The sequence below is a fragment of the Flavobacterium fluviale genome, assembly GCF_003312915.1.
Lineage (GTDB): Bacteria > Bacteroidota > Bacteroidia > Flavobacteriales > Flavobacteriaceae > Flavobacterium > Flavobacterium fluviale.
Genome location: NZ_CP030261.1, coordinates 4,524,886 through 4,551,416, shown reverse-complemented (window position 1 = coordinate 4,551,416; position 26,531 = coordinate 4,524,886). Strand labels below are relative to the sequence as shown.

The window sequence follows — 26,531 nt, the reverse complement described above, 5'->3', positions numbered from 1 at the left end:
TAAATCATATTAAATTATTTGTATTAGTAGATATCCAATTACTGTGCCACAAAATTTATAATACTGTCTTGTGAATATAACTAATTGATATTTTGTTGATTATGAGTTTTCAATTTCTGCGTAATGCTAGAAAAACATCCAAAGCAGTATATATAAAAGGAATTATGATGTCTCTAGCGCGCAGACCCGAATCATTATAATAGGAACCTCTCTCATTGTTTAAATTCTTCTTACTGTCTACGTCCGATCGTTCTGCGTGAAGTGCAGAGTTTGAAGCTCTGCTTTTATTCTTTAATATTATATTGATAGAAGCCACATCTTCAAATATATTCGGACTTACTTCAGATTGAATTTTTATTATTTGAATGTTATTTTCGATTTTATCTGATACTTTTAGAAAATCAACTTTTCCATCGTCATTTAAATCAAGATTGGAAATTCGATCTTGAGGATAATTTAATTTTTCTTCAAATTCTGCAAGATCGGTAGATTGTTCAAATATTGCTGCGACTGCGTCTAAATCTAAATTTTCTTTTACGTAATTATTCTTCGGATATACGTTAACCTTTTGAGCATGAGCCGAATTCATTAATAATATTAAAATTCCAGTTAAAATTGTAATTCTCATATTTTAGTATTTTTATAATTGTAAGAAATATACTTCAATTATAATGCCAAAAAAATCATTTGATATTTTATAAATAATCGTATTTTAGCATTAACCAAATTTTAGATTCTTATGAAAAAACTAGCTTTATTTTGTGGTATTTTTATTTTATTGATGTCTTTTAAAACATTTAATTATAAAACACAAGTTTCTTACAGCAGCGGTTTTACATCAATGACAGTAGACACTTTATTTAAAGATAGAATTAGTATAAGAGCAATTGTAATAGATAAAAATAAAGTTTGGTACGGCGCTGATAATTCGCGTTTTGGATATTACGATCTCGATAAAAAGGAAAAATTTGAAGAGCATATTTATCGCGATACGCTTAAATTAGAATTTAGAAGCATTGCCCAGACTTCTAAAGATATTTTTCTGCTTAGCGTTGCAAATCCTGCTTTGCTTTATTCAGTTTCAAAAAAAGATCATAAAGTTAGATTAGTATACAAAGAAATTAATCCGAAGGTTTTTTATGATAGCATGCAGTTTTGGAATGATAAAGAAGGAATTGCAATTGGTGATCCAACTGAAGATACTTTCTCTATTATTGTTACGCGTGACGGCGGAGAAACGTGGACTAAATTATTGTCTGATAAACTACCGACAAATGCAACCGGCGAAGCTGCTTTTGCTGCAAGTAATACGAATATCGTAATAAAAGGAAATGATACCTGGCTGGTTTCTGGTGGAAAAAAAGCACGTGTTTTTTATTCTCCGGATAAAGCAAAAACATGGAAAGTAATTGAAACCCCGATCGTTCAAGGTAAAGAAATGACAGGAATTTTCACTGCTGATTTTTACGATTCTAAACACGGATTTATTGCAGGCGGTGATTATGATCTTCCTCAAAAAAAGTCAGATAATAAAGCTTTTACAGAAGATGGAGGTAAAACTTGGAAACTGATAGGTCAGAATTTAGGTTTTGGTTATGCGTCATGCGTACAGTACGTGCCAGGAGGAAGCGGCAGAGAGATTATTTGTGTAGGCTCTGAAGGAATACAATACTCTCAAAATGGAGGCGAAAACTGGACACAGCTGTCTACAGATTCAAGTTTATTTACCATTCGATTCGTTAATAGAAATACTGCAATAGCCGCTGGTCACAATAAAGTAGTTCGATTAAACTTTAAATAAAATAATAAGAACCCTAAATAATAAAGTAAGTATTATTATATAGGGTTCCTATCGCTGTTGTTTCGTTTTGAATTTAATCTTTACCAGCCTTATCTCGGTATTGCTGTAGTAATTTTCGATTAAAATCGTCTTCAGATTTTTTAAGCTTTAATATCTTTTTGGCTGAAAGTATCTTTTTTAAATTCGCCATGTATTTCTCTCTAAGTGAATACAGTTCCTTGTCTGTGCTTTCTATTTGAGATAATAATGTTACAGCTTCTTTTTCAGAAAGATTATTGATGTTGTCATCGTTTAATTTTCGCAGATAAGTTTTCATTTTCAAATGCTTTAAGTCGAATTGCTTGTCGTCGTAAGCATTATAAATAGGCCAGAATTTTTCAGCTTCCGTAGATGTCAGTTCTAATTCTGTTGTTAAAAATGAAACTTTAAAAGCTTTAATTTTTTCACGCTTTTCATCAATTTTTCCATTTTGCGCAAAAAATGAAAAACTTGTCAGAAAGAGCAGGAGCGGTAAGATATTTTTTATTTTCATTGTTAAGTTAAGTTGGAGTTAAGTTTAATTTAGTTTTATTCTGAAATTAAATGTTCTATGTTTGGACTTGTCGATAAAATATCTTCTATAGTTTCGTCTTCAAGTGTAATATTATTGTTTAATTTTTCAATATCGCTGTTGTCTAATTTTTGAATTAAATCGTATTGATTTAAATTAGACTGATAAGCTAAGTACGTTTCTAAAGTTGCTTCATCAAGATCGTTTGATGTTGCTCTGTAATTATTCACTATCGGAATTAATAAGGCAAAACCAATTACTGCTGCGGCTGCTAAAGAAAGTGATCTTTTACGTTTGTAAAATGGAATTACTTTTACTTCTTTTTCGTTTAACTGCTGTAAAACTTTCTCCGAAAAATCATCAAAATAATGCTCTGGCGCTTTAAATCCAGATTTTATTTTTGGTTCGTTTTCTAATTTAAATGTTTTCATAATACCTATAAGATAGTTTTAGTTACAAAAGGTTTAATTTGATGTAACATATAATTCGATTTTTTTTACTGCATGATGATATGAAGCCTTTAAAGCTCCCACAGAAGTTCCTAAAATTTCTGCGATTTCTTCATATTTTAATTCTTCAAAATATTTCATTTTGAAAACAAGTTGTTGTTTTTCTGGAAGTGTTACAATTGCTTTTTGAAGTTTAATTTGAATTTCATCCCCATCAAAATAAAGATCAGCTTTTAAATTATCAATTGTTTTATTCTGTAGATCTTCAGATGAAATACCGCTTAATTTTGCTTTTTGAGATAAAAAAGTCAATGCTTCGTTTGTGGCAATACGATACATCCAGGAAAAAAGTTTACTTTCACCTTTAAAGTTTTTTAGATATTGAAAAACTTTTATAAAAGTATTCTGCAAGACATCATCTGCATCATCATGATTCAAAACAATATTTCGAATATGAGAATACAAAGGTCTCTGATAATCAGACAGGAGTTTTTGAAACGCAGTATTTTGCGTTTTAGGGTTTAATAATTGTTTTATAAATTCCTTCTCGTCTATCAAACTTTTTGTTTTGTAAACTTTCTTAATATAAGTTAGACTGAATTTAAAACAAAAGGTTTAACGAACCTTAAAATTTAGAATTCTGACTGTTCTTCCTCTTTTTCTTTTTCCTTTTCTTTCTCTTTTGCAGGAGCAGGAGTTGTTGCAGGAGCAGGAGTTGCTGCAGGAGCAGGTTTTTTCTGTACTGGCTCAGCCGCTGGTTCTTCTGCTGAAGATGCAGGTGTAGTAACGACAGGTTCTACTTTAGGTTTAATTGGAAAGTAAATTTCGGTCATTAATTTAGACGAACCTTTAACATCCAGTTTACTAAGTGTCCAAATTTCAAGATGCGACCAGCCCAGTTCTGGAGTAATTTTTTCTTTGTTTATAAATGCAGTTGTTTTTGCAATGGCTTCACTTCTATGAGAATAATCTCCAGTAAGAGTGGTTTTAACGGCATCAAACGCGTTTAGTTTTCCAGATAGGATATCGCTTCCAGAACTAATAAAAATCTCTTTGTTGATTGGCAGACAAATCGAAATTTTAGCTAAGCCTGTTTTAGTATCGTAAGTGTGATAAATAATAAAAGGTTTTCCGTTTGCAGATAAGCCGTTTGTTTCGCTAAAATGAATAAGCTTCGGAATTACGATTCGAGCATTTTTGTTCACTTTTTCTATTTCACTTGTAAAAGTCTGGCGGATATAAGGCGTTTCAGTTTTCTTAACTACTCCGTCAACTTTGACAGCATAAGTTTTGGTCTCGTAATCTAAATTTTTGTCAATATTTGCCAAACTTTTTTCGTAGATGGTTCCAATAACTCTATCAGAGCCTCCGTGTAATGCAGTATATATTTTAAATAAGAAACTCATCGTTCCTTTTCCTTTCCAGGTAACTTTAGTTTTTCCGTTTAAAGTGTCTTTTAAAATCCAGCGAACATCAGCCTCTGTTCCATCGTATTTCATTTTTTGGTCAATACTTTCGCCTTCTTTTGTTTTAAGAGTAATAGCATTTCCTTTTCCATCAGCACCATCCCAATAAAATGAAGCGCCATTGCCGCTTGTTTTGTTGGGAAACGTCATTTGTATTGAAGGATCTTCAACCGACCAAGATTCAAAATCTTCGTAATTTCTAAAGTCATTAAGATAATTGTATACCGTTGCGCGGGGCGAATTGATTACTTTGCTTCTTTCTACATCAAAAATTCCTTTTTGTGTAGCAACAAAGACAGTAAGGGCAACAAGACTTAATAACGCAAAAAGAAATAAATACTTAAGAATTTTCATTGGTAGATTGTTTGGTTTCGTAAAGTTATAAATTTTATTGTGAGTCTTACTAATAACCAATAATTATTAGGTTTTATTTTGCTGCGATGTACTTTTTTATTGAAAAAACATCCTTTAACCTTGATGATAATTATCTTTTAAAAAATATTTTAATCAAAAACAAAATTGCAATAAAGAGCAGAAAAACAAGCAGTACTTTATAGTTTCCTTTGTAAAAGATTTTATGTAATGCCAAATCTTTTCGATAAGCAAAAATCATTACGATTACAAATGCAATAAAAAAACATACTCCAAATATTAATTGTCCCTGACTAAACATAGTTTTAAAATTATTTTTGGCAAATTTAGAGAATTGCAGACGATTTACGGCTAAATTGCTTTTTCATTTAGTTCAATTTTATTTTAGATTTATGCTGAAGTACCTTAAATTAGCAAAAAAAAAGAAACAACTTTATGAAAAAACAACTTGACGCCGTAACCGAATTTCACACTGCTTTTAAAATAGGACATAGTGCAACGCCGCTTGCAGATGTTGGAAGTGAGAAAAAATTACTTCGTTACAATTTAATGAAAGAGGAAAATGAAGAATATTATGAGGCTGTTCAAAATAATGATTTAGTTGAAATTGCAGACGCACTTGGAGATATGATGTATATTTTGTGCGGTACAATTATAGAACATGGTCTTCAGGATAAAATTGAAGCTGTTTTTGATGAAATTCAGCGCAGTAATATGAGTAAGCTTGGTGAAGATGGGAAACCAATTTATCGTGAAGACGGTAAGGTAATGAAAGGTCCAAATTATTTTAAACCTGATTTTTCGAAGCTTTTGTAAAAAAAACTTGCTATTCTTGAGTGTAGTTTGTCATTTCGACGAAGGAGAAATCTCCGCTAGAAGCTCGACAAAGATTGAATTCTCGTTGCGGAGTTACTTGCGGAGATTTCTCCTTGGTCGAAATGACAATATTGTGTGTAAATAGTGATACTGTTATAGTAGAGTAAAATAAAAAACCCGATAAAAACTAAATTTATCGGGTTTGTCTTTTAATATGGTTATGGATTATTGAACTTTAACTGTCCATCCATAAGTATCTTCAGAAAGTTTGTTTTGAAGACTTGTTAGTTTTTCTTTTAAGAAAGAAGCATAAGAATTCTCAATCGGATCCATTTCAAAATATTCATCCTTATAAGAGAATCCTTTGATTACGCTGATAACTGCGGCAGTTCCAGCTCCAAAAATTTCTTTTAAAGATCCGTTTTTAGCGGCTTCAACTAATTCTGATACAATTACTGGACGAACTTCTACTTTGAGACCTTCTTTTTCAGCCATTGCGATCAAACTTTTTCTGGTAACACCATCTAAAATTCTTTCGCTTGTTGGAGCTGTTAATAAAGTATCGTTGATTCTGAAGAAAACGTTCATTGTTCCCGCTTCTTCTAATTTTGTGTGCGTTGCATCATCTGTCCAGATAACTTGTTGGAAACCATCTTTGTTTGCCAAGTTAGTTGGGTAAAATTGAGCGGCATAGTTTCCGGCAGCTTTTGCAGCACCAATTCCACCATTCGCGGCTCTACTGTAATGTTCAGCAATAATAACTTTTACTTCGCCTCCATAATATGCTTTTGCAGGAGAAAGTAAAATCATAAATTTATATTCATCAGAAGGATTTGCGATAACTCCAGGACCTGTTGCAATCATAAATGGACGAATGTACATACTAGCTCCGTTTCCTCTCTGAATCCAGTCTTTGTCTAATTTCAATAATTCATTTAAACCATCCATAAAAACAGCTTCAGGAACTTCTGGCATTGCCATCCTTACAGCAGATTTATTGAAACGGTTAAAGTTTTCATCTGGTCTAAACAACCAAACATCATTATTGTCATCTTTATAAGCTTTCATTCCTTCGAAAATTGCCTGCCCATAATGGAAGACTTTTGAAGATGGATCCATTAAAATAGGAGCATAAGGCTTAATGACAGGATTTTGCCATTGTCCGTTTTTAAAATCGCATTCGAATAAATGGTCTGTAAATACAGCGCCAAAACTTAAGTTGTCAAAATCTACCTCGTTTATTTTTGTAGAAGCAGCTTTTATGATTTCAATTTTGCTTGTTTGAGTTGTACTCATAGTTATGTAAGTTTTTTGTGAGATATTTTCACTGTAGAAAATCTAACGTGATAATATCATGTAAAATAGAATTTATTGAATGCAAAATTAAGTAAAATTATGTAAAAAGCTTAGTGAAAATTCATTATTTACTGCTTTTAATTGAGATTTGTTTATCCTATAATAAACTCAAATATTTAATTCGTTTTTATAAAGATTTTATGAAAAAACTATCGATTTTTAAGGCTTTACGCATTAGTTTTGACTAATTTTGAATATTAAAATGGCTTGAAAATCAAGAAAAAGCTATTACAAATTTCGAAAAAATGAAAAGGGAAATAATTAAAACGCTAGACGGCTCAACTACAATTCGTTTGCCTGAATGGGATGAATGTTATCATTCTAAACATGGTGCCATTCAAGAAGCAAAACATGTATTTATTAAAAATGGACTTGATTTATTTGAGCAGTCAATAAATATATTAGAAATAGGTTTTGGAACGGGTTTAAATGCATTTATTACTTTTTTAGAAGCTGTTCGTAAAAATCAAAATATTGATTACGTTGGAGTAGAAGCTTACCCAGTGGATGCCGATGAAATTTTGGAAATGAATTATGCCGAAGAACTGGAAGCATTGGAATTTGAGAACATTTTTGAAAAAATGCATAAAAGTGAATGGGATAAAAAAGTAGAAATTTGCGATCTGTTCTCGTTAACCAAAAGGAAACAATTTTTTCACGAAATAAACGATTTTGAAATTTTTGATTTGATTTACTTTGATGCCTTCGGATATAGAGTACAGCCGGAGCTTTGGAGTACTGAAATTTTTCAGAAAATGTACGATAGTTTAAAGCCAAACGGTGTTCTTGTAACTTACGCAGCGCGTGGAGTTGTTAAAAGAAGCATGATCGAAGTTGGGTTTACAGTAGAAAAATTGGCAGGGCCTCCAGGGAAAAGAGAAATGTTTCGAGCTTTTAAAAAGGTTTAAATGAACTATCTAGAATTATTCTAGATTGATTTATATGTTTTAAGAAAACGTATTCGTTGCTAAATTTTTTAAAAAAATAAGTTAAAAGTAGTATTTATGTTGGATATTTGATTAAATTTGCTCGAGTTTAAAAAAATAGATAACCCCCGAAAATCTTATTTTATTATGTCAAAAATGATGTTTGATTACACGAAATCAATACTTGAAAGAGTAAGTTTCGACCCGGTACTTTTCTGCAAGGAGTTAGAAAAAGCTATCAAAACACTGTTACCTTACGAAATGGAACAATTGCAAGAATGGTTATTAAATTTCATTATTGAAAAACCAGAATTAAAACCAAGTCTACAGCTAATTAAAGTATAAAAGAAAAGGAGCCCAATTGGCTCCTTTTTTTATGCTTTCTTTTGAAGCGGACTTATGATTTGAACATTCTGAAAAACAATTGCACCTTTTACAACGCCGGCAATTGTAGATCTGATTGCGTCAATGATTTGCATTTTTAATTCGCTCTTAGGGTAAATTAAACTTACCTCACGAGCAGGTTTTGGTTCCTTAAAATTACGTAGTTTCAGTTTGTCGGAATCTTTTAAGTCTAAGGTGTGCAAGTACGGAAGTAAAGTTGTACCAAGGCCTTCGTCTGCTAATTTAATCAGAGTTTCAAAACTACCGCTTTGAATCTGAAAATTAGTCTGATCGATGTCGGAACCATTTTTGCATAAATTTAAAATTCCGTCTCTAAAACAATGTCCATCTTGTAAAAGAAGGATTTCATTTAAATTCAAGTCGGCAACTTCGATTTCTTCTTTTTGAAAACTAGCGTGATGCTCAGGGATATAAGCCACAAATGGTTCGAAGTATAAAACTATTTCTTTAATTTTTTCATCTTCTAACGGAGTTGCGGCAATTGCAGCATCCAGATGTCCGTTTTTTAGCTTTACAATAATTTCGTCAGTATTAAGCTCTTCGATTAAGAGTTTTACTTTTGGATATTTTTTAATGAAATTATTCAAAAACATTGGTAAAAGAGTAGGCATAATAGTCGGAATAATTCCTAAACGAAATTCTCCGCCAATAAAGCCTTTCTGCTGTTCTACAATATCTTTTATACGATCGGCTTCGTTTACAATATTTTTGGCCTGATTCACTATTTTTTGACCAATGTCGGTAAGCTGAATAGGTTTTTTACTTCTGTCAAAAATTAAAATATTAAGTTCTTCTTCAATCTTTTGTATTTGCATACTTAAGGTTGGCTGCGTTACAAAGCACTTTTCAGCAGCAAGTGTGAAGTTTTTATGCTCAGCAACTGCTAACACATATTGTAATTGAGTTATAGTCATGTTGATAGTAAATTTTGATGCAAAAATAAGAAAATATAATTTTTATTTATATAAAATTTATGAAACTTACTTTAAATTTGTAGTAAATTAGTGTAAAAAATTAGATTATGAAAACAAATATTTTAGGATTACCTGTAAAAGAATCAGAATTATTAGTGCAAGAGCTGAATGTACTGTTGTCAAATTTTCAAGTATATTATCAAAACTTAAGAGGGATTCACTGGAACATTCGTGGAAAACGTTTTTTTGACTTACACGTAAAATTCGAAGAGTTATATACAGATGCACAATTAAAAATAGATATGATAGCTGAAAGAGTTCTGACAATTGGAGGAACGCCGCTGCACACTTTTGAAGACTATATTAAAAATAATAAATTAACTGTTGGAAAGAATATTTCTAATGACGAAAAAGCCGTTCATTTAATTGTTAATTCCTTATCAGATCTGCTGAAAATTGAAAGAGAAATATTAAACAAATCTGACGAAATTAGTGATGAAGGTACTAATTCTATGATGAGCGACTTTATTGCGGAGCAGGAAAAAACGATTTGGATGATGAATGCTTGGTTAGAAGAGACTCTTTAAAATATTGTTTATTAATGAATTATAAGCAGAACGTGATAAAAATTGCGTTCTGCTTTTTTGTTTATGTTAAATTTCTATAAAAATCGCTTTGTTTTTATTTGTTTAACGCTATTTTTGTTTCGATGAAATTACTAGCACGTATATTATTATTCATATTTATTGCTTTCTTATCGACCCCGACTATTGTTCAGGCGATAAAGAAGGGGAATAGTACGGCTGTGTCTTTTAGTATTGCTGAAGAAGAAGTACATAAAGAACTTAAAAACGTAATGCATCCTACAATTCTTGAACATGAAGTTATAATTCCGGTTTATATCGAGAAAAAAACTATCATATCTGAGAATATTGTAAAACTTGACAATATTTCTCCGAGCATATTTGCTCCACCTCCCAATTTCGCATAATACTTCCGATTATTTTGATCTCTAGCCGCATTTGAAACAAATGGGGTAAATCTTTAATGAATAATTTTTTTAGTGTTGTATTATGACAAAAAAAATCAATCTTTTTGCCAACCTTAAATCTGATTTTGCTTCGGGTTTAGTGGTTTTTTTGGTGGCTCTTCCATTGTGTTTAGGTATTGCAATGGCTTCTGGAGCTCCATTATTTTCTGGAATCATCGCTGGTGTGGTGGGTGGTATTGTCGTAGGATACTTAAGCCAGTCACATATTAGTGTATCAGGTCCAGCAGCTGGGTTAACGGCTATCATTTTAACCGCAATTACTGATTTGGGAGCTTTCGATGTATTTTTAATGTCTGTATTTATTGCTGGATTAATTCAATTAGCATTAGGATTTTTAAAAGCTGGAAGTATATCGAACTATTTTCCAACAAACGTAATTGAAGGAATGTTAGCTGGTATTGGAATTATCATCATCTTAAAACAAATTCCTCACGCTTTTGGTTACGATGCCGATTTTGAGGGAGATCAGGCATTTATACAAAATGATGGGAGTAACTCTTTTTCATTTTTGTTTGATGTTTTAAATCACATTCAATTAGGGGCAGTTGTAGTTTCACTAATTTCCTTCGTGATATTGCTTTCGTGGGAGAAAGTACCATTTTTAAAAAGAATAAAATTAGTTCCTGGTGCACTAGTTGCAGTTATTGCTGGAGTTGTTTTAAACGAAATATTTGTGTCAACAGGAAGCACTTTGGCAATTGCAAAAGAACATTTGGTTTCTTTGCCAGTTCCAAAATCTTTTGATGATTTTAAATCAATTATAATTATGCCAAACTTTGCTTCGGTTACAAATCCGCAGGTTTGGGTAGTTGCTGTTACAATTGCCATTGTCGCTTCTATTGAAACACTTTTATGTATTGAAGCTTCTGATAGAATGGATGTTCAAAAACGATACACAAATACAAATGTTGAACTTAGAGCGCAGGGTGTTGGTAACGTAATAAGTTCTCTTTTAGGAGGTCTTCCAATGACATCTGTTGTTGTTCGTTCATCAGCAAATAATAATGCAGGCGCAAAATCTAAAATGTCTGCCATTATACATGGTGTCCTTTTATTAATAAGTGTATTATCTATTCCGGCCATTTTAAACAAAATTCCATTGGCAACTTTGGCAACGGTTTTAATTTTGGTGGGTTATAAATTGGCAAAACCAGCAACTTTTATGCATTTCTGGAAAAAGGGGAAATACCAGTTTGTTCCTTTTATTGCAACTTTGGTCTTTGTTGTTGCGACAGATTTGCTAAAAGGTGTTGCGTTAGGAATAATCATAAGTATCATTTTTGTTTTGAGAGGAAACTTAAAAAGAGCATATATCTTTAAAAAGGAACAATACGAAGATGGCGATATTATTCACATCGATTTAGCGCAGGAAGTTTCGTTTTTAAATAAAGCTGCGATTAAGCAAACTTTGAGTGAAATTCCTGAAAATTCAAAAGTAATTATCAATGCGCACGACACGGAGTATATTGCACATGACGTTTTGGATTTAATTCGTGAATTTAAAGAAACCAGAGCAGTTGATGAAAATATTAAAGTGAAACTGAAAGGTTTTAAAGAAGCATACGAATTAGAAAACACGCCTGATAATAGTAATCATGTTACTATAGAACACTATTATGATGTGGCGAAAAGAGAAGTAGTTGTAAAAGAAGTTGTTAAAGGAGAATAAAAAAAATAGGTTTTTTGAGGCCGAAAAAATGTCTAAATTTAGGTAACTTTACATCAAGTTCATTTTTTGAGACTATTATCACTTAGAAATTACCACGCAAAAAATAAAAAAAATGAGAAAATTTTATGAGCAGTTATTAGAAAACAATAAAAAGTGGGTTGAGAATTCATTGGCTTTGGATCCAAATTATTTTGCTGATTTAGCAAAAGGACAGTCACCACCATTATTATGGATTGGATGTTCTGACAGCCGTGTTCCAGCAAACGAAATCGTAGGTGCAAAGCCAGGTGAAGTTTTTGTTCACCGTAACATTGCAAACATGGTTGTGCATTCTGATATGAATATGCTGAGTGTTCTGGATTATGCGGTAAATGTATTAAAAGTAAAACACGTTATCGTATGCGGGCACTACGGATGTGGAGGTGTAAAGGCAGCAATGGGAAATATGTCTGTTGGAATTATTGACAACTGGATTCGCCATATTAAAGATGAATACCGTTTGCACGATAAATATTTGAATTCAATAGAAGATGAAACAGAGCGTTTTAATGCTTTTGTAGAAATCAACGCAAAAGAGCAAGTTTACAATTTAGCTAAAACTTCAATTGTTCAGGGAGCTTGGAAAAACGGTCAGGATTTAATGCTTCACGGATGGGTTTACGGTTTAAATTCTGGTTTTGTAACCGATTTAAATGTGAATATCTCTTCGAATGATGAATTAGACGAAGTTTACCAGCTTAGTAATTTATAAAAATAAAAATCGCCTCAAAAGGGCGATTTTTTTATTCGTTTTCGTCAAGATTCTCATTAAATGCAGAGGGAAGCATTGTTGGGATAAACTTGATTAATATCGGTAATAATAAACTTCCGCCAGGAAGTAAAAATATAGTAAGTGATGGAATGGTTTTACAAATGTCCAAAAGCTGTTTCTTGACTTTCTTTTTTTCCTTTGCATCCAAATCTCTCGTTGTAGAATATGCTAGTAAAACTACTAATTCTTTACTCTGCATAATTTCTCTTACCAATCGGTTTTTGTTTCTTGTAATCAATTTTATAACGCTGTGCGTCATTTGATCGTAAAAGTGTTTAACCGGATTCGAGTAATTGAAGTATGGAATTTTACTTTTATGAGTTGTGATAAAAGTATTTGTTGTAGCAATACTTTTAGCTGTAAATTCATCGGTTACGCCCATCATCGAACCTAAAGAATATAGAAAGTAGGCTTCTTCATTTTCAACAACACCATCGCTCCAAAGAGCCATTCCAGCCATATCAATCAAATAATATTGTTCTAGTTTGTTGCTGAAATAATCCAATTGTAAAGTCTCTAAAGTTTCGACTGTAACTTTCGAAAATTTCGAATATCGAATAGAGGCTTCGAACAATTTAATCAATAAATCGTCGTGAACTGATTTTACTGTTTTGGTTTTCAGCGCTAAGCCAACAATACCCAGAACCGTTTCTTCAATACGTTTTAGGTATTTCTCTGGAATTTCGCCGTGTTCCAAATATTGTCTAAAAGCCAGAACATCAATAAACAACAAGGCATTGGTTACCAAATGCGAAAAGTTTTTGCTGATAATGCTGTCATTTGTCTGAACCCTTTGATCAATAATAGTTTCTAAGGAAAGAGAAGGAGTATCTTTTGGAAGTAAAATTTTAAACAAGTTAAATCCTTCCGGATTCATTCGTTTGTAAAACTTTAAAACTTCTGATATAAAATTTTTAGGTTCCGAATTTCTTTTCTCTAAACAAAAAACATGATAGAGCGTATTAAGCAAAGCCACTTTAGAAATTTCGGTTTTAAACCACCCTTTTATAGGAATAGGAAACTGCGAATCTATAGCAATAATATGACCATAAATAAATCCAGTCTCTCTTACTTTATAGTAAAAGTAATCTACAGTTTCAAAAGGAATTGCTTCTGAAAACTTCTGTTCGTTAAAAAACTTATCTATCCAGCCTGGTGCTGATGGGTTAATCATTGACTTTATTTTGCTAATGCAAAGCTATGTCTTTTTCTCGTTTTAGAATTCATTTTAAAATGAAATAACCACTAGATTTTGTTAAAAATAGTGGTTATTGCATTTTTTCTTATTTAATGATTCCTGCACAAGCAGCTCTTCCGCCGGCATTTCCGGTTGGCTGTGTTGTAAAGTCATCCGTTCCTTCATGAACAATTAAACCTTTTCCTAACACATCTTTGTTAGAATCTCCACATCCTACACACCATTCATCAGTAGTAAAAGTTATAGAACCATTACCTTCTGCATCGGCAGTAAAGTTTCCAATATCACCTTTATGATATTCGCCAACTCCCCATTTTCCGTGTTTTTTAAAGGTAGGATTCCAGTGTCCGCCTGCAGAACTTCCGTCGGCTGCACTACAATCAGCTTTTTCATGAATATGTATAGCGTGAACTCCTGGCTTTAATCCAGTCATTTTAGCCGTAAAAGTAACTTTACCATTTTTTTCTGTAAAAACAGCAGTTCCAGCGACAGTACTGTTGCTTTTTGGTTCTAATGCAACAGTCAAAGTTTTGGCATCACCAGATTTTGTATTGGTCTTACAGCCAATGACTACGGCTGCAATTATAGCGAAAGAAACCATTAGTTTTTTCATATATATGGGCATTTTAAATTAAAAATTAAGTAAATTTAACATAAAATAACGGAATATTTTAACTCTAAAAGTTAAAAAAAAGTCAAACTATTCGGTATAATTTAATATCGATTGAGCACATAACACAAAAATATTGCTTAAATTCGTAAGGGTTTTAAGAACAATTTTTCGGAACCAATCTTCTCTAATTCGCTCACATTTAATTCTTAATGTTATGATGAAAAAGATTTTAACTCTCGTTTTTGTTAGTTCTATATTGCTTTCCTGCAATGTTTTTAAATGCAAAAAAAAGGATGCAGTTTCTAAACTCGACGGAACTTGGGAACTCAATTATATAACTGGTCCAAAAATTACTTTTGAGGGTTTATATCCAAATAAAAAGCCTACAATAATTTTTAATACGAAAGAAAATCAAGTTTCTGGAAATAACAGCTGTAACTCCTACACAGGAAAACTAGCGATAGACGGAAATAAAATTGATTTTACACAACCCATGGCAGTTACTAAAATGATGTGCTTAGACGGACAGCAGGGAGAGCAGACTTATATGAGTACACTTCAAAAAATAACTTCATATGATATTACCGATGATGGGAAAACTTTAAATTTTATTTCGGGAGATATTGCAATGATGCGTTTTACTAAAAAATAAATGTATGAAAACTAAAGTATATACTTTGATTCTGTTTTTGACTGTTTGGAGTTTTTCAATTACAGGACAGGAAAAAACAAAAAAGGAACTCAAAGAAGAAAGGGAACTAACCAAACAAAACGAAATTAAAGCGCTGATAGACGCGCGTAATTTTGTCTTTGAGGCGCAGAAAGTAACACCACAGGGAGGAAGGCTCATTCAGCTTGATTATAACATTTATTTCCTAAAATTTAAGACTGATACAACAACTTGTGATCTTCCTTTTTTTGGACGTGGATTTAATGTTGCATATAATAGCGACGGTGGAATTAAATTTGAAGGAAGACCAACAAATATAAAAGTTGAAAACAAAAAGAAAAATACAGTTCTTAAAGCTACAGTACGCGGAAGAACGGATGTTTATGATTTAACTTTTACTATTTTTTTTAATGGAAGCACGACACTGAATGTCAATAGTAATAACAGGTCAACAATTACATATGACGGAATAATATACGCTCCGAAATCTGAAGAGAAAAAAAAGAAAATTTGATTTTTTAATTGGATTTTAAAAATCAATTAAGTTTAGAATGCATAATTATTTAGGAACAAATTTAAAATTAAAACTATGAAAAAATTAAGTCTTATTTTTATTATGGCTGTTGCCACGTTTTCATCTTATGCACAGTCTTCTTTTAAGGAAGATGTAGATGTTTTACAAAGTGTTTACGGAAAATCTAAAAGCGAACTGGTGAAACAGTACATGAATCTTTCAGATGCGCAAACAGCAGCTTTTACTAAAGTTTATGATGAGTACGAAGCAAAGCGTAAAGCGCTTGGTCAAACGAAATTTCAATTGATAAATGATTATGCTGCCAATTACGAAACTTTAACGGATGCCAAAGCTGATGAATTGGCAAAAGGAACATTAAAAAATCATATCGATTATGAAAAACTTTACTCTAAAACTTATAATCAAGCCAAAAAAGCAATTGGAGCAATAAATGCGGCTAAATTTATTCAGCTTGAAGTTTATCTGCAAACAATTATCCGCAGTGAAACTTTAGAATCAATTCCTTTTATTGGAGAATTAGATAAATCAAAAGTTCAATAAAGAGACGTTATTATAAATCAAAAAAGGCAGTATTTAACTGCCTTTTTTGTGTTTTTAATTGAAATTATTTAGCTGTTTTTACCTTGTAAATTTCATTTACCATTCCGTCGCGGAAGCTGTCTAGTGTAAGTTCCCAAAACATAATACCGCCTAACTTCTTAGCTTTAACGTATTCAGCTTTAGCTTTTATGGATTTAAGATCATCGGATGTTGCGAAAGTTTTGGTCGAAGCATTATACCAATAAGGTGCTTTTGCTTTGTCGTCCCAAAAATATTTCCAGCCGTTTGCTTCTGTGTACGTTGTAGCAAAGTTTTTAAAATTCACACCTTCAATATGTTCTCCAGCTTGATAAAGACCATTATTTACATTTTCTACATTTTTCCATGTTCTAGAGTAAAAAGCACCTCCTATAACTAATTTTTCAGCAGGAACACCTTGTTTTAGTAAATACTCAACTGCTCTGTCTGTAGATTCTTCTTTAGGAGTTGTGCTATAAAGAGGGGTGTGGAGGCCAGTAACTTTAGAATATCCGTTTACCAGATCATAGCTCATAATATTGATGCGATTTACCAATGGAGTTACAGCTTTCCAGTCAATAGATTCATCTAAATATTTTTGGAAACCACCTGCTGCGAAACTCAATTCGTATTTTTTACCTAATGTAGAACGCAGTATTTTAACTAGTTCCGTAAAGTTAGGTTTATCAACAGCTTGGAATAAATGGCCTGGAAGTCCTTCGATCGCTGGATATTCCCAGTCTAAATCTAGACCGTCAACTTTATAAGAATCACTGATTTCTTTTACGGATTTAGCAAACTTTAAGCGGTCTTCTGCAGTTGAGAAAGCAGCAGAACAAGGTTCGCAGCCACCCCAGCCGCCAAGAGATAAAATAATTTTAAGCTCCGGATTTTTAGCTTTTAGAGATACTAAATGCTTAATTGTAATTGAATCTTTAGGAGAATCTACGGTTAATTTTCCATCCTTCAAATGAAGAAAACTAAAGATAATTTGATTTAATTTGCCAACCTCATATTCATCAATAAGTTTAGAATCACCAGTGTAATAGGCAATAATGTCCATTTTTTTATTTTTCTGTGCAAAAGTATTGGAGATACCAAAGCACATTAAAAATAATGCGATTAGAGTAATTTGTTTCATTATTTTGTTTTTAGCGTTTTTAGAATGCTAAAATTAAAGCAATACATCCAATTTTCAGCCTTTAATAGCTATAAAAAAGTAATTTTAACGAAAATTTTGCAAATCGTTGCAAAAATATTGCGGATTGCCTTTTCGTCTGAGAAAAAATAAAACCCGCGCAGTTTCGGACTTGCGCGGGTTTAAACAAATTAAAAGCTAAAAACTATTTTTGTATTAGAAGCAGTATGAATTTTCTGCAACTAATTTTTCTGCAATTTTTTCTCTCAATGCCACAACGTTTGGCAGGTTAGTGTATTTTGTGAAACGTTTTAATCCCATTAACATCATACGTTGTTCGTCACCTTCAGCAAAAGAAGCAATTCCTTCTTTTCCTCTTAAGTTTACGATATCAACCGCTTTGTACAAGTATAATTTTGCCATAGCGATTTGCTCCTGAACTTTATCTTCGCCTTGAGCTTTTGCTAATTTTTCAGTTCTCAAAATTGTACTTTCAGCCATGTAGATTTCGATTAAGATATCAGAAGCTGCCATTAATAATTGTTGGTGAGAATCTAATTCTGGACCATATTTTTGAACAGCGCTTCCGGCAACCATTAAGAAAACTTTTTTCAGGTTTGCGATAATTCCTTTTTCTTCAGCAAATAATTCAGAGAAATCAGGCGTATCAAAAGATGGAATTCCCATTAATTCTTCTTGAACTTTCATTGCTGGTCCAAGTAAATCAACGTGTCCTTTCATTGCTTTTTTGATCAGCATACCTACAGAAAGCATTCTATTGATTTCGTTTGTTCCTTCGTAGATACGCGCGATACGAGCATCTCTCCAGGCACTTTCCATTGGAGTATCCTCAGAGAATCCCATTCCACCAAAAATCTGGATTCCTTCATCAGCACAGTTTTGAACGTCTTCAGAAACTGCTACCTTCAAGATAGAACACTCGATAGCATATTCTTCGACACCTTTCAATTCTGCCTCTTGATGAGAAGTTCCTTCAGCTTCGCGAGCAGCAATTCTGTCTTCGATATCTTTTGCAGCACGGTAAGAAGCACTTTCTCCGGCATAAGCACTAGTCGCCATTTCAGCTAATTTAGAACGAATAGCTCCAAATGATGAAATAGAAGTATTAAACTGAATTCTTTCGTTAGCATATTTTACAGCTCCGGAAGTAACTCTTCTCTGAGCATCTAAACAGGCAGCAGCCAATTTAATACGACCAACGTTCAAAGCATTCATCGCAATTTTGAAACCGTTTCCTCTTTCAGACAACATGTTTTCAACAGGAACTTTTGTTTCGTTGAAGAAAACCTGACGAGTAGAAGAAGCACGGATTCCTAATTTATGTTCTTCTTCATTCATAGAAATTCCGTTTGAAGGATCATTTTCTACGATGAAACCTGTAATATTTTTATCATCTCCAATACGGGCAAAAACGATGAAAACGCTGCAGAAACCTGCATTAGAAATCCACATTTTCTGACCTGTAATTAAATAATGAGTTCCGTCTTCAGATAAAACAGCTTTAGTTTTTCCTGAGTTTGCATCAGATCCTGCGCCTGGTTCTGTTAAGCAATATGCTCCAAACCATTCTCCAGAAGCCAATTTAGGAACGTATTTTTTCTTTTGTTCTTCAGTACCGTAAAGTGTAATTGGCATTGTTCCAATACCTGTATGTGCACCAAAAGCTGTTGAGAACGAACCAGTTGCGCCAGAAATGTAGTCACAAACCAACATTGTAGAAACAAATCCCATTCCTAATCCGCCGTATTCTTCAGGAACTGCAACTCCAAGAAGTCCCAATTCACCCGCTTTACGCATAGATGATTCTGTATAAGCGTAATCTTTTTTCTCAAAACGATCTTTGTGCGCCCATAATTCTTTGTCAACGAACTCTTTTACAGAGTCACGCATCATTAACTGCTCTTCAGAGAAATCTTCTGGAGTAAAGATGTCCTCGCATTTTGTTTCTTTAACTAAAAACTGACCACCACGAGTCACGTTTTTTTCGATTGTATCTGCCATGATTATGTTTTTTTTTATATTTTGTTTTTGTTTAATCTTGTCATTCGATCCCGAAGCTTCGGGAGAGAAATCTCCGCAAGTAACTCTACAAAGATTATCAGCTATGTGGACAATTGTCGTGGAGATTTCTCCTTCGTCGAAATGACAAACTAGATGGTTACTTTGTCGAAATAGTAGTGCGATTTCTCTCCCGAAGCCTCGGGATCGAAATGACAAACTATAGGAATACTTTTTTATAACACCTCGTAAATCCCCGCAGAACCTTGCCCAGTTCCCACACACATACTCACGATTCCGTATTTACTTCCTCTGCGTTTCATTTCATCAAATAACTGAACAGAAAGCTTAGCTCCTGTACAACCTAGAGGGTGTCCTAAAGCGATTGCTCCACCGTTTACGTTTACGATATCCGGATTTAAACCTAGTTCGCGAATTACAGCCAAAGACTGAGAAGCAAAAGCCTCGTTTAATTCTACCAAGTCAATATCTTTCAACTCTAAACCAGCTTGTTTCAATGCTTTCGGAATTGCTTTTACAGGACCGATACCCATAATTCTTGGTTCAACACCAGAAGAAGCAAAGTTTACCAAACGTGCAATTGGCTCAAGGTTTAATTCTTTTACCATTTCTTCGCTCATAATTAAAACAAAAGCAGCGCCGTCACTCATTTGAGAAGAGTTACCCGCAGTTACACTTCCGTCAGCGGCAAAAACTGGTTTTAAACCTGATAAAGCAGCGATAGAAGTTCCAGCTCTCGGTCCTTCGTCTTGTTTTACAACATAAGATTTAGTTTCCTTTTTACCATTTTCATTGATGAAAGTCTGATCAACAGTAATAGGAACGATCTGTTTATCGAATTTTCCTTCTGCTTGTGCTTTCAAGGCTTTCATGTGAGAGTTATAAGCAAACTCATCCTGATCTTCTCTTGAAATTTTGTATTGATTAGCCACCGCTTCAGCAGTTAAACCCATTCCCCAATAGTAATCTTCGTGACCTGCGGCGGCAACTTTATAATCCGGAGTTGGTTTGTAACCTCCCATCGGAATAAAACTCATGCTTTCTGCACCACCCGCAATGATACAATCTGCCATTCCTGATTGGATTTTAGCAGTCGCCATTCCGATAGTTTCTAGTCCAGATGCACAATAACGATTTACGGTCACACCAGGAACATCTTCTACTTTTAATCCCATTAAAGAGATCAAACGTCCAACGTTTAGTCCTTGTTCTGCTTCTGGCATTGCATTTCCTACCATAACGTCATCGATACGTTTTTTATCGAAATTAGGCAGTTCGTCCATCATAAACTGGATCGTTTCTGCAGCTAATTCGTCAGGTCTTTTAAATCTAAAAACACCTTTTGGAGCTTTTCCAACTGCTGTTCTGTATGCTTTTACTATATATGCTGTTTTCATTTATAAAATGTATTAAGATTGGTGTATTAAGTATTAAGACTGCCAATCGATATAGTTATTATTTTTTTAGAGATCTTTGAAGCGCAAAATTCATATTGCTGACTTCTACTAATTCATTTATTATAGTTGATATTTTTTCTTCAGCTATTAATTTCAAACGTTTTGAAATCATTAATTGAGTGATTAATTCATAAGTTGAACCATTTGCAATTCCTAAAAAATGAGCAAACTCATTATTAGAATTTCTACCAGAGCCTTCCGCTATATTTGAAGGAATAGAGAACGCACATCTTTTTATTTGACTTATTAAGTTAAATTTTTCATCTGAGGGTAATTCTGAACAAACTTTGTAAACATTTTCAGTTATATCCATTGCTTTCTGCCAGATTTTCAACTTTTCAAATTGATGCATAATTCTTTTTAATCTTAATACTTAATACTCAAATCTTAATACTCAAATACTAATTTCTAAGCGGTTTTCCTTTAGTTAACATATATTGAATTCTCTCCAATGTCTTTCTCTCTGTACATAAACTCAAGAAAGCTTCACGTTCGATATCCAATAAATATTGTTCAGATACTAAAGTCGCTTCAGATAAATCACCACCAGCCATTACGTAAGCCAGTTTGTTAGCGATTTTCTTGTCGTGCTCCGAAATGTATTTTCCAGCTTCCATTTGATCCGTTCCTACTAAGAACATTCCAAGTGCTTGTTTTCCTAATACTTTCACATCAGTTCTTCTAATTGGCTGTGTATAACCAGCTTCTGCCAATAATAAAGCATGTTTTTTAGCTTCGGCAATCTGACGATCTTTGTTTACTACGATAATATCTTTTCCGTGTTGTAAAAGTCCAGTGTCAAAAGCTTCGTAACCAGAAGTCGAAACTTTTGCCATAGCGATAGTTAAGAAATACTCTTGAAGAACATTCAACTCCACATCGTTTTTGCGGAATAAATCGGAAGCTCTTAAAGCCATTTCTTTAGATCCACCACCACCAGGAAGTACACCAACACCAAACTCAACTAATCCCATATACGTTTCTGCAGCAGCTACAACTTTATCAGCGTGTAAGCTCATTTCGCATCCACCACCAAAAGTCATTCCGTGAGGCGCTACTACAACTGGAATAGAAGAATAACGAACACGCATCATCGTGTCTTGGAACAATTTGATCGCCATGTTTAATTCGTCGTATTCCTGCTCAACTGCCATCATGAAAATCATTCCGATATTGGCCCCAACAGAGAAATTCGCTGCCTGGTTTCCAATAACTAAACCTTGGTATTCTTTTTCAGATAAGTCGATTGCTTTATTGATGGCTTGTAGAACGTCGCCACCAATGGTATTCATTTTAGATTGGAATTCTAAATTCAAAATTCCGTCTCCTAAATCCTGAATGATTGCACCGCTGTTGCTCCAAACTTTTTTGCTTTCGCGAATGTTGTTCAGAATAATGAATGAATCTTGTCCAGGAACTTTTACTTGTGATTTTGTTGGAATGTTATAGAAATAAGTTGCTCCTTCTTTTACAGTATAGAAACTTTCACTTCCGGAAGACAGCATTTCGTTAACCCATGCAGCAGGCTCTAAACCTTCGGCTTTCATGATTTCAATTCCTTTGGCAACACCAATAGCATCCCAGATTTCGAATGGACCATTTTCCCATCCAAAACCAGCTTTCATGGCATCGTCAATTTTGTATAATTCGTCTGAGATTTCAGGAATTCTGTTTGATACATAAGCAAACATTCCAGCGAAACTTTTTCTGTAGAATTCTCCCGCTTTGTCTGTTCCTTTTACTAAAACTTTAAAACGATTGATTGGTTTATCGATAGTTTTTGTCAGTTCAAGCGTAGCAAAATTTGCTTTTTTAGCAGCGCGGTATTCTAATGTATCTAAATCAAGAGAAAGAATATCTTTATCTACTTTTTTGTAGAAACCTTGTCCAGTTTTGCTTCCTAACCAATTATTTTCCATCATTTTGTTGATGAAATCAGGAAGTTTGAACAATTCATGTTGTTCGTCATTCGGGCAATTTTCGTAAATACCGTTGGCAACGTGTACCAAAGTATCTAAACCAACAACGTCAACCGTACGGAAAGTAGCCGATTTTGGACGACCAATTACAGGCCCCGTCAATTTATCAACTTCTTCAATCGTTAATCCCATTTCTTTAACCAAATGGAATAAACTCTGTATTCCGTAAATACCAATTCTGTTTCCAATAAACGCCGGAGTATCTTTAGCAACAACCGAAGTTTTTCCTAAGAATTTAGATCCGTATTCGTTTAAGAAATCCAATACTTCCGTAGAAGTTTTTGGACCAGGAATAATTTCAAATAATTTTAAGTAACGCGCAGGGTTAAAAAAGTGAGTTCCGCAGAAGTGCTGTTGGAAATCTTCGCTTCTTCCTTCACTCATAAAGTGAATTGGAATACCAGAAGTGTTAGAAGTAACCAAAGTTCCAGGTTTGCGGAATTTCTCGATTTGTTCGAAAACTAATTTTTTGATATCCAAACGTTCAACTACAACTTCGATAATCCAGTCAACATTGGCAATTTTTGCCATATCATCAGTTGTATTTCCAGTTGTGATTCGGCTAGCGAATTTTTGGCTGTAAATAGGAGAGGGTTTCGATTTTAATGAATTCGCCAAATGTTCGTTTACCACACGGTTGCGAACGGCTTTACTTTCAAGTGTTAATCCTTTTTTAGCTTCAGCTTCGGTCAGTTCACGCGGTACAATGTCCAGAAGTAAAACTTCGACACCAATGTTAGCAAAATGACAAGCTATACCTGAACCCATAATTCCGGATCCAATTACAGCAACTTTTTTAATTGTGCGTTTCATATTTGTAAAATTTGTTTTTTGGGTAGAATTTGAATTTTCTCTTTAAAGAAGATTATTCATTTTCTGTGTTTTCTGTATGATTGAAAATATTTTTGTCCTGAATTAATTCGTTTATGATTTCAGAAACTTCGATAAAATGTTTTAGTTTTTCGTCTGAAACATGTTTTCTAACGCTTTCATTAAACTTCAGAACTGTATTTTTAGATAAATCTCTTTTTTCTTTTCCAAAATCGGTCAGGTAAATTAGTACGCCTCGACCATCGCTTGGGTTCTTTTTGCGAACAATTAAACCTTTTTCTTCCATAGATTTAAGTGTTCTAGTTAAGCTGGTGGCTTCCATGCCCATTCTCGGACCTAAAGCGGTTGATGGAGTTCCTTCTTCCTTGTCCATACTTAAAAGAGCAAATCCTGTTGCCATTGTCGCATCATATTTGGCAGCCTCTTCATTATACATTCTTGAAACAGCTTGCCATGTCGCTCTCAAAATATAATCTATCGTTTTGTCTTTCATAGGTAACTATATCGATTTCAAATATAATTAAAAAATACTATGCATGCATATAATTTTTTAATAATTTTTTGGTTAGTTATAAAATATCCCTGATTTAGAGGGTTTTGGTGGTTTATTTTAAGTGAAATATACTATTCTTTTTTTAGATTTTAACATTTTTAGTGTTGTAAAAATCTCTTTTTGGTTTTTAAATCGAATTTAATTCGATATTCTTTAAAAAATTATGCATTTATTTCAGTTGAATTTTCATAATCGTAGCGCGAAATGGCATCTTGAAGTATTTTTTTCATACGATTTCTCAGACTTTCAGGTCTTAAAATTTCAAGACAGCTTCCAAAACCTAATAAGAGTCTTTCCATTTCATAATTAGGTATTACATATAAATGCACAATAATACTTCCGTCCTCATTTTCCTTAATTAATCGCTGGGAAGTGTGTAAAGGTTTTGTCAATACATAAGGGGCATTCGACGCATCTACCCAGATTTCGATTCGTCTTGCGTTTAACCCTGAATTCACAGTAACCCCAATTACATCTTTATAATAGGAATCGGCATCAAAATCTTCTTCCAGATAAGGAAGATTGAAATCATAATCAATAGAAATGATTCTGTCCAAAGCTAAATTGGTAATCGGCTGTGAGGCTTTTTTCTTTCCGATTAGAAACCAGCGGTTATTGAATTCCTTTAATATAAAAGGATGAAAATGAAATTTGGTTTCTTCTGCAGATTTAAAAGACTTATAAGTAATAATCAGGACCATTTTTTTGATTATCGCCTGATATATTTCATCCAGATAATGCAGTCCTTTTAGTTTCTCATTTTTATCCAGATAAATTACGGGCTTGGTATGTGATTTTTCAGAATAGATTTTATCCTCTAAACGCTGTAAAATATCGGATACATCATTAAATAAAGAGAAATCCTTGAATTGTTTCAACATCGAAACGGTTTCAGTTAAAACATTCATATCGGTTTCCGTCAGCGGAATATCGGTTATCGAAAAATCTTCGTCTTCATATTTATAAAACTTTTTATCGTAAACGACAATTGGCGCATTGTAACCCAGTTTTTCACTTCGCATCAGCTGAATATCCATTTGAATCGTTCGCTTGCTGATTGGATTTTGGCGTCCTTCGTATTCAAATAATGCTTCAGAACATTCTTCTATTAAATCTTCGAGTGTCCATTGCCTGTATTTATTTTGGAGGCATTTATCGATTGTTTTATAGCGGATTAAGGCGTTTTTGTTTTGTGACATAAAAATGTTTGTTTTTCGGTTTGTATTGTAGAGACGCACCGCAGTGCGTCTACGTATTGTGGATATTCGTTGCGTAGACGCACTGCAGTGCGTCTCTACAGATATACTTTATGTTAATATTGAAATTTCCTTTTCGATATTTTGTCTAGCTTTTTCCTCATAGAAACTCCTGAATTCTTCAGTTTGAAAAATAAACTCATTTTCCAGAAAATGTTTCAACGCTTTGGCACGCCCGGGTTTGTATAGAAAATCAGGATAAATGCGATATTCTTTTCTAATCTGTTCAAAATAGATTTTATAATCGTCCCAATCTTTCGCAAGGATTTTCAAATCAAAATCGATTAACCAATTGATATCTTCAATTTCATTTTGCTGATGTTTTTGTGTAGCGCAGATGGCATCAAAAACCAATTGTTTATTTAGATCGACATTTTCAGGTAAAATCGACAAAGCATACTCAGCACTTTTGAGTTCGTTGTCTTTTTTTGAAGCCGAATAAACATAATCATGATAAAAAATAGAAAATAATATTTCATTCGGATTTTGAAGCCTATTAGAATAGGTTTCAAAGCTTTCTATCATTTCTTTTAAATGTGTGAGATTATGATAATGCCTTGATTTTTTGGAATATGCCTTTTCTAAATCCAACCAGTTCTGCTGAATTTCATTTGCTGAAAAGCCAATATTTGAGAGTAATTCAGAATAAATTTTCTCTAAATTCATGTTGTTTTTTACTCAAATTTAAAATTCTTTTTTTACTGCGCAAAATAATTGCGTAGTGGTTTTGAAATATTTGTTCAAGAAATAAAACGAATACTATTTCTCAACAATTAAAACAAAATTTTTACTACGCAAAATAACTGCGCACTAGTTTTAAAATCTTTGTTCAGAAATAAAAACAAACGTTCATAGAGATAAAGAAAGAATAAAACAGGTCAAGTTGGAGTTACTTCGAAATACCTTCCACGTAAACACTTACACCATTACCTTTTTATTCTACTATTATATGGGGACAGTAGCTCAGCGGTAGAGCAGGTAGTTTTGAAATTATCCTTCAAAGGTCAATTAAAACTTACTTCGTACACTTTTAATGTCCGGGTCGTGGGTTCGAATCCCACCTGTTCCACAACTAATGGTCAATTAAAACTTACTTTTTAGGTTCGAATCCTAACTT

General features: G+C 33.3%; 28 protein-coding genes and 1 tRNA gene. 12 read left to right on the top strand and 17 right to left on the bottom strand.

Annotated features, from left to right (window positions below):
- Window positions 1-109: 109 nt before the first annotated feature.
- On the bottom strand, window positions 110-628 hold the full coding sequence (locus tag HYN86_RS19650; protein ID WP_113679585.1) for a hypothetical protein: 519 nt from the start codon (window positions 626-628) through the stop codon (window positions 110-112).
- Window positions 629-739: 111 nt separating this feature from the next.
- Here HYN86_RS19650 and HYN86_RS19645 point away from each other — a divergent pair, with 111 nt between their 5' ends.
- On the top strand, window positions 740-1,801 hold the full coding sequence (locus HYN86_RS19645) for a beta propeller repeat protein (protein ID WP_113679584.1): 1,062 nt from the start codon (window positions 740-742) through the stop codon (window positions 1,799-1,801).
- A gap of 73 nt (window positions 1,802-1,874) precedes the next feature.
- Here the strand turns inward: HYN86_RS19645 and HYN86_RS19640 are convergent, their stop codons facing one another.
- The 4 genes from HYN86_RS19640 to HYN86_RS19625 form a co-directional block, all read right to left on the bottom strand.
- On the bottom strand, window positions 1,875-2,333 hold the full coding sequence (locus HYN86_RS19640) for a sensor of ECF-type sigma factor (RefSeq protein WP_113679583.1): 459 nt from the start codon (window positions 2,331-2,333) through the stop codon (window positions 1,875-1,877).
- 35 nt (window positions 2,334-2,368) lie between these two features.
- Window positions 2,369-2,782, bottom strand: coding sequence for a hypothetical protein (locus HYN86_RS19635; RefSeq protein WP_113679582.1), 414 nt, complete (start codon window positions 2,780-2,782; stop codon window positions 2,369-2,371).
- 33 nt (window positions 2,783-2,815) lie between these two features.
- Window positions 2,816-3,358 (bottom strand): RNA polymerase sigma factor, encoded by a 543-nt coding sequence (locus HYN86_RS19630; protein ID WP_113679581.1) that lies wholly within the window; start codon window positions 3,356-3,358, stop codon window positions 2,816-2,818.
- A 74-nt stretch (window positions 3,359-3,432) separates the two neighbouring features.
- The gene (locus HYN86_RS19625) at window positions 3,433-4,620 is read right to left on the bottom strand and encodes an SRPBCC family protein (RefSeq protein ID WP_113679580.1); all 1,188 of its coding nucleotides are present in this window, start codon (window positions 4,618-4,620) and stop codon (window positions 3,433-3,435) included.
- 453 nt (window positions 4,621-5,073) lie between these two features.
- Between HYN86_RS19625 and HYN86_RS19615 the strand changes: the two genes are divergently transcribed.
- A complete protein-coding gene (locus HYN86_RS19615; RefSeq protein WP_113679579.1) occupies window positions 5,074-5,454 on the top strand; it encodes a pyrophosphohydrolase domain-containing protein in 381 nt (126 codons plus the stop codon).
- Window positions 5,455-5,679: 225 nt separating this feature from the next.
- Here HYN86_RS19615 and HYN86_RS19610 read toward each other — a convergent pair whose 3' ends face one another.
- Window positions 5,680-6,750 (bottom strand): branched-chain amino acid aminotransferase, encoded by a 1,071-nt coding sequence (locus HYN86_RS19610; RefSeq protein WP_113679578.1) that lies wholly within the window; start codon window positions 6,748-6,750, stop codon window positions 5,680-5,682.
- Between the two features lie 305 nt (window positions 6,751-7,055).
- Here HYN86_RS19610 and mnmD point away from each other — a divergent pair, with 305 nt between their 5' ends.
- Complete coding sequence (mnmD, locus tag HYN86_RS19605; protein ID WP_113679577.1) at window positions 7,056-7,718, top strand: tRNA (5-methylaminomethyl-2-thiouridine)(34)-methyltransferase MnmD; 663 nt, start codon at window positions 7,056-7,058, stop codon at window positions 7,716-7,718.
- Between the two features lie 165 nt (window positions 7,719-7,883).
- Window positions 7,884-8,081 (top strand): hypothetical protein, encoded by a 198-nt coding sequence (locus tag HYN86_RS19600; RefSeq protein WP_073416676.1) that lies wholly within the window; start codon window positions 7,884-7,886, stop codon window positions 8,079-8,081.
- Between the two features lie 29 nt (window positions 8,082-8,110).
- Here the strand turns inward: HYN86_RS19600 and HYN86_RS19595 are convergent, their stop codons facing one another.
- Window positions 8,111-9,055: a LysR substrate-binding domain-containing protein gene (locus HYN86_RS19595; protein ID WP_113679576.1), complete on the bottom strand. Its 945-nt coding sequence runs from the start codon at window positions 9,053-9,055 to the stop codon at window positions 8,111-8,113.
- 107 nt (window positions 9,056-9,162) lie between these two features.
- Between HYN86_RS19595 and HYN86_RS19590 the strand changes: the two genes are divergently transcribed.
- The 4 genes from HYN86_RS19590 to can all read left to right on the top strand — a co-directional run bounded on the left by HYN86_RS19590 (window position 9,163) and on the right by can (window position 12,526).
- Window positions 9,163-9,642: a Dps family protein gene (locus HYN86_RS19590; RefSeq protein ID WP_113679575.1), complete on the top strand. Its 480-nt coding sequence runs from the start codon at window positions 9,163-9,165 to the stop codon at window positions 9,640-9,642.
- Between the two features lie 122 nt (window positions 9,643-9,764).
- Window positions 9,765-10,046, top strand: coding sequence for a hypothetical protein (locus HYN86_RS19585; protein ID WP_230406396.1), 282 nt, complete (start codon window positions 9,765-9,767; stop codon window positions 10,044-10,046).
- A gap of 82 nt (window positions 10,047-10,128) precedes the next feature.
- Complete coding sequence (locus HYN86_RS19580) at window positions 10,129-11,775, top strand: SulP family inorganic anion transporter (protein ID WP_113679573.1); 1,647 nt, start codon at window positions 10,129-10,131, stop codon at window positions 11,773-11,775.
- 112 nt (window positions 11,776-11,887) lie between these two features.
- Window positions 11,888-12,526 carry a carbonate dehydratase gene (gene can, locus HYN86_RS19575; protein ID WP_113679572.1) on the top strand — a complete coding sequence of 213 codons (639 nt, stop codon included), beginning with the start codon at window positions 11,888-11,890 and terminating at the stop codon, window positions 12,524-12,526.
- Between the two features lie 31 nt (window positions 12,527-12,557).
- Here can and HYN86_RS19570 read toward each other — a convergent pair whose 3' ends face one another.
- Both HYN86_RS19570 and HYN86_RS19565 read right to left on the bottom strand, forming a co-directional pair.
- Entirely contained in the window at window positions 12,558-13,760 is a 1,203-nt protein-coding gene (locus HYN86_RS19570; protein WP_113679571.1) for an LETM1-related biofilm-associated protein, read from the bottom strand.
- Between the two features lie 109 nt (window positions 13,761-13,869).
- Window positions 13,870-14,397, bottom strand: a complete 528-nt coding sequence (locus HYN86_RS19565) for a superoxide dismutase family protein (protein WP_113679570.1) — start codon at window positions 14,395-14,397, stop codon at window positions 13,870-13,872.
- Window positions 14,398-14,611: 214 nt separating this feature from the next.
- Here HYN86_RS19565 and HYN86_RS19560 point away from each other — a divergent pair, with 214 nt between their 5' ends.
- From HYN86_RS19560 to HYN86_RS19550, 3 genes are all read left to right on the top strand, one after another.
- Window positions 14,612-15,049 carry an META domain-containing protein gene (locus HYN86_RS19560; RefSeq protein ID WP_113679569.1) on the top strand — a complete coding sequence of 146 codons (438 nt, stop codon included), beginning with the start codon at window positions 14,612-14,614 and terminating at the stop codon, window positions 15,047-15,049.
- A 4-nt stretch (window positions 15,050-15,053) separates the two neighbouring features.
- Complete coding sequence (locus HYN86_RS19555) at window positions 15,054-15,581, top strand: DUF4251 domain-containing protein (RefSeq protein ID WP_113679568.1); 528 nt, start codon at window positions 15,054-15,056, stop codon at window positions 15,579-15,581.
- A gap of 75 nt (window positions 15,582-15,656) precedes the next feature.
- Window positions 15,657-16,142 (top strand): hypothetical protein, encoded by a 486-nt coding sequence (locus HYN86_RS19550; protein ID WP_113679567.1) that lies wholly within the window; start codon window positions 15,657-15,659, stop codon window positions 16,140-16,142.
- A gap of 64 nt (window positions 16,143-16,206) precedes the next feature.
- Here the strand turns inward: HYN86_RS19550 and HYN86_RS19545 are convergent, their stop codons facing one another.
- From HYN86_RS19545 to HYN86_RS19510, 8 genes are all read right to left on the bottom strand, one after another.
- On the bottom strand, window positions 16,207-17,301 hold the full coding sequence (locus tag HYN86_RS19545) for a glycoside hydrolase family 18 protein (protein ID WP_113679566.1): 1,095 nt from the start codon (window positions 17,299-17,301) through the stop codon (window positions 16,207-16,209).
- A 213-nt stretch (window positions 17,302-17,514) separates the two neighbouring features.
- Window positions 17,515-19,320, bottom strand: a complete 1,806-nt coding sequence (locus HYN86_RS19540) for an acyl-CoA dehydrogenase family protein (protein ID WP_113679565.1) — start codon at window positions 19,318-19,320, stop codon at window positions 17,515-17,517.
- A gap of 233 nt (window positions 19,321-19,553) precedes the next feature.
- A complete protein-coding gene (locus HYN86_RS19535; protein WP_113679564.1) occupies window positions 19,554-20,735 on the bottom strand; it encodes a thiolase family protein in 1,182 nt (393 codons plus the stop codon).
- A gap of 58 nt (window positions 20,736-20,793) precedes the next feature.
- The gene (locus HYN86_RS19530) at window positions 20,794-21,147 is read right to left on the bottom strand and encodes a four helix bundle protein (protein WP_113679563.1); all 354 of its coding nucleotides are present in this window, start codon (window positions 21,145-21,147) and stop codon (window positions 20,794-20,796) included.
- A 49-nt stretch (window positions 21,148-21,196) separates the two neighbouring features.
- Window positions 21,197-23,587, bottom strand: a complete 2,391-nt coding sequence (locus HYN86_RS19525) for a 3-hydroxyacyl-CoA dehydrogenase/enoyl-CoA hydratase family protein (protein WP_113679562.1) — start codon at window positions 23,585-23,587, stop codon at window positions 21,197-21,199.
- Between the two features lie 52 nt (window positions 23,588-23,639).
- Entirely contained in the window at window positions 23,640-24,098 is a 459-nt protein-coding gene (locus HYN86_RS19520) for a MarR family winged helix-turn-helix transcriptional regulator (protein ID WP_113679561.1), read from the bottom strand.
- Window positions 24,099-24,319: 221 nt separating this feature from the next.
- Window positions 24,320-25,357, bottom strand: a complete 1,038-nt coding sequence (locus HYN86_RS19515) for a helix-turn-helix transcriptional regulator (RefSeq protein WP_113679560.1) — start codon at window positions 25,355-25,357, stop codon at window positions 24,320-24,322.
- A 108-nt stretch (window positions 25,358-25,465) separates the two neighbouring features.
- Window positions 25,466-26,080 (bottom strand): HD domain-containing protein, encoded by a 615-nt coding sequence (locus HYN86_RS19510; protein WP_113679559.1) that lies wholly within the window; start codon window positions 26,078-26,080, stop codon window positions 25,466-25,468.
- A gap of 286 nt (window positions 26,081-26,366) precedes the next feature.
- Here HYN86_RS19510 and HYN86_RS21025 point away from each other — a divergent pair.
- Window positions 26,367-26,483 (top strand) — tRNA-OTHER (locus tag HYN86_RS21025).
- Window positions 26,484-26,531: the final 48 nt, after the last annotated feature.

Bases quoted from the DNA above. Each gene is read 5' to 3' on its own strand.
- HYN86_RS19585 (WP_230406396.1), top strand. From the start codon at position 9,765: ATGAAATTACTAGCACGTATATTATTATTCATATTTATTGCTTTCTTA.
- HYN86_RS19590 (WP_113679575.1), top strand. From the start codon at position 9,163: ATGAAAACAAATATTTTAGGATTACCTGTAAAAGAATCAGAATTATTA.
- HYN86_RS19525 (WP_113679562.1), bottom strand. From the start codon at position 23,587: ATGAAACGCACAATTAAAAAAGTTGCTGTAATTGGATCCGGAATTATG.
- HYN86_RS19580 (WP_113679573.1), top strand. From the start codon at position 10,129: ATGACAAAAAAAATCAATCTTTTTGCCAACCTTAAATCTGATTTTGCT.
- HYN86_RS19610 (WP_113679578.1), bottom strand. From the start codon at position 6,750: ATGAGTACAACTCAAACAAGCAAAATTGAAATCATAAAAGCTGCTTCT.
- HYN86_RS19570 (WP_113679571.1), bottom strand. From the start codon at position 13,760: ATGATTAACCCATCAGCACCAGGCTGGATAGATAAGTTTTTTAACGAA.
- HYN86_RS19555 (WP_113679568.1), top strand. From the start codon at position 15,054: ATGAAAACTAAAGTATATACTTTGATTCTGTTTTTGACTGTTTGGAGT.
- HYN86_RS19530 (WP_113679563.1), bottom strand. From the start codon at position 21,147: ATGCATCAATTTGAAAAGTTGAAAATCTGGCAGAAAGCAATGGATATA.
- can (WP_113679572.1), top strand. From the start codon at position 11,888: ATGAGAAAATTTTATGAGCAGTTATTAGAAAACAATAAAAAGTGGGTT.
- HYN86_RS19595 (WP_113679576.1), bottom strand. From the start codon at position 9,055: ATGACTATAACTCAATTACAATATGTGTTAGCAGTTGCTGAGCATAAA.
- HYN86_RS19510 (WP_113679559.1), bottom strand. From the start codon at position 26,080: ATGAATTTAGAGAAAATTTATTCTGAATTACTCTCAAATATTGGCTTT.
- HYN86_RS19635 (WP_113679582.1), bottom strand. From the start codon at position 2,782: ATGAAAACATTTAAATTAGAAAACGAACCAAAAATAAAATCTGGATTT.
- HYN86_RS19520 (WP_113679561.1), bottom strand. From the start codon at position 24,098: ATGAAAGACAAAACGATAGATTATATTTTGAGAGCGACATGGCAAGCT.
- HYN86_RS19515 (WP_113679560.1), bottom strand. From the start codon at position 25,357: ATGTCACAAAACAAAAACGCCTTAATCCGCTATAAAACAATCGATAAA.
- HYN86_RS19650 (WP_113679585.1), bottom strand. From the start codon at position 628: ATGAGAATTACAATTTTAACTGGAATTTTAATATTATTAATGAATTCG.
- HYN86_RS19540 (WP_113679565.1), bottom strand. From the start codon at position 19,320: ATGGCAGATACAATCGAAAAAAACGTGACTCGTGGTGGTCAGTTTTTA.
- mnmD (WP_113679577.1), top strand. From the start codon at position 7,056: ATGAAAAGGGAAATAATTAAAACGCTAGACGGCTCAACTACAATTCGT.
- HYN86_RS19640 (WP_113679583.1), bottom strand. From the start codon at position 2,333: ATGAAAATAAAAAATATCTTACCGCTCCTGCTCTTTCTGACAAGTTTT.
- HYN86_RS19535 (WP_113679564.1), bottom strand. From the start codon at position 20,735: ATGAAAACAGCATATATAGTAAAAGCATACAGAACAGCAGTTGGAAAA.
- HYN86_RS19565 (WP_113679570.1), bottom strand. From the start codon at position 14,397: ATGAAAAAACTAATGGTTTCTTTCGCTATAATTGCAGCCGTAGTCATT.
- HYN86_RS19645 (WP_113679584.1), top strand. From the start codon at position 740: ATGAAAAAACTAGCTTTATTTTGTGGTATTTTTATTTTATTGATGTCT.
- HYN86_RS19600 (WP_073416676.1), top strand. From the start codon at position 7,884: ATGTCAAAAATGATGTTTGATTACACGAAATCAATACTTGAAAGAGTA.
- HYN86_RS19545 (WP_113679566.1), bottom strand. From the start codon at position 17,301: ATGAAACAAATTACTCTAATCGCATTATTTTTAATGTGCTTTGGTATC.
- HYN86_RS19550 (WP_113679567.1), top strand. From the start codon at position 15,657: ATGAAAAAATTAAGTCTTATTTTTATTATGGCTGTTGCCACGTTTTCA.
- HYN86_RS19560 (WP_113679569.1), top strand. From the start codon at position 14,612: ATGATGAAAAAGATTTTAACTCTCGTTTTTGTTAGTTCTATATTGCTT.
- HYN86_RS19615 (WP_113679579.1), top strand. From the start codon at position 5,074: ATGAAAAAACAACTTGACGCCGTAACCGAATTTCACACTGCTTTTAAA.
- HYN86_RS19625 (WP_113679580.1), bottom strand. From the start codon at position 4,620: ATGAAAATTCTTAAGTATTTATTTCTTTTTGCGTTATTAAGTCTTGTT.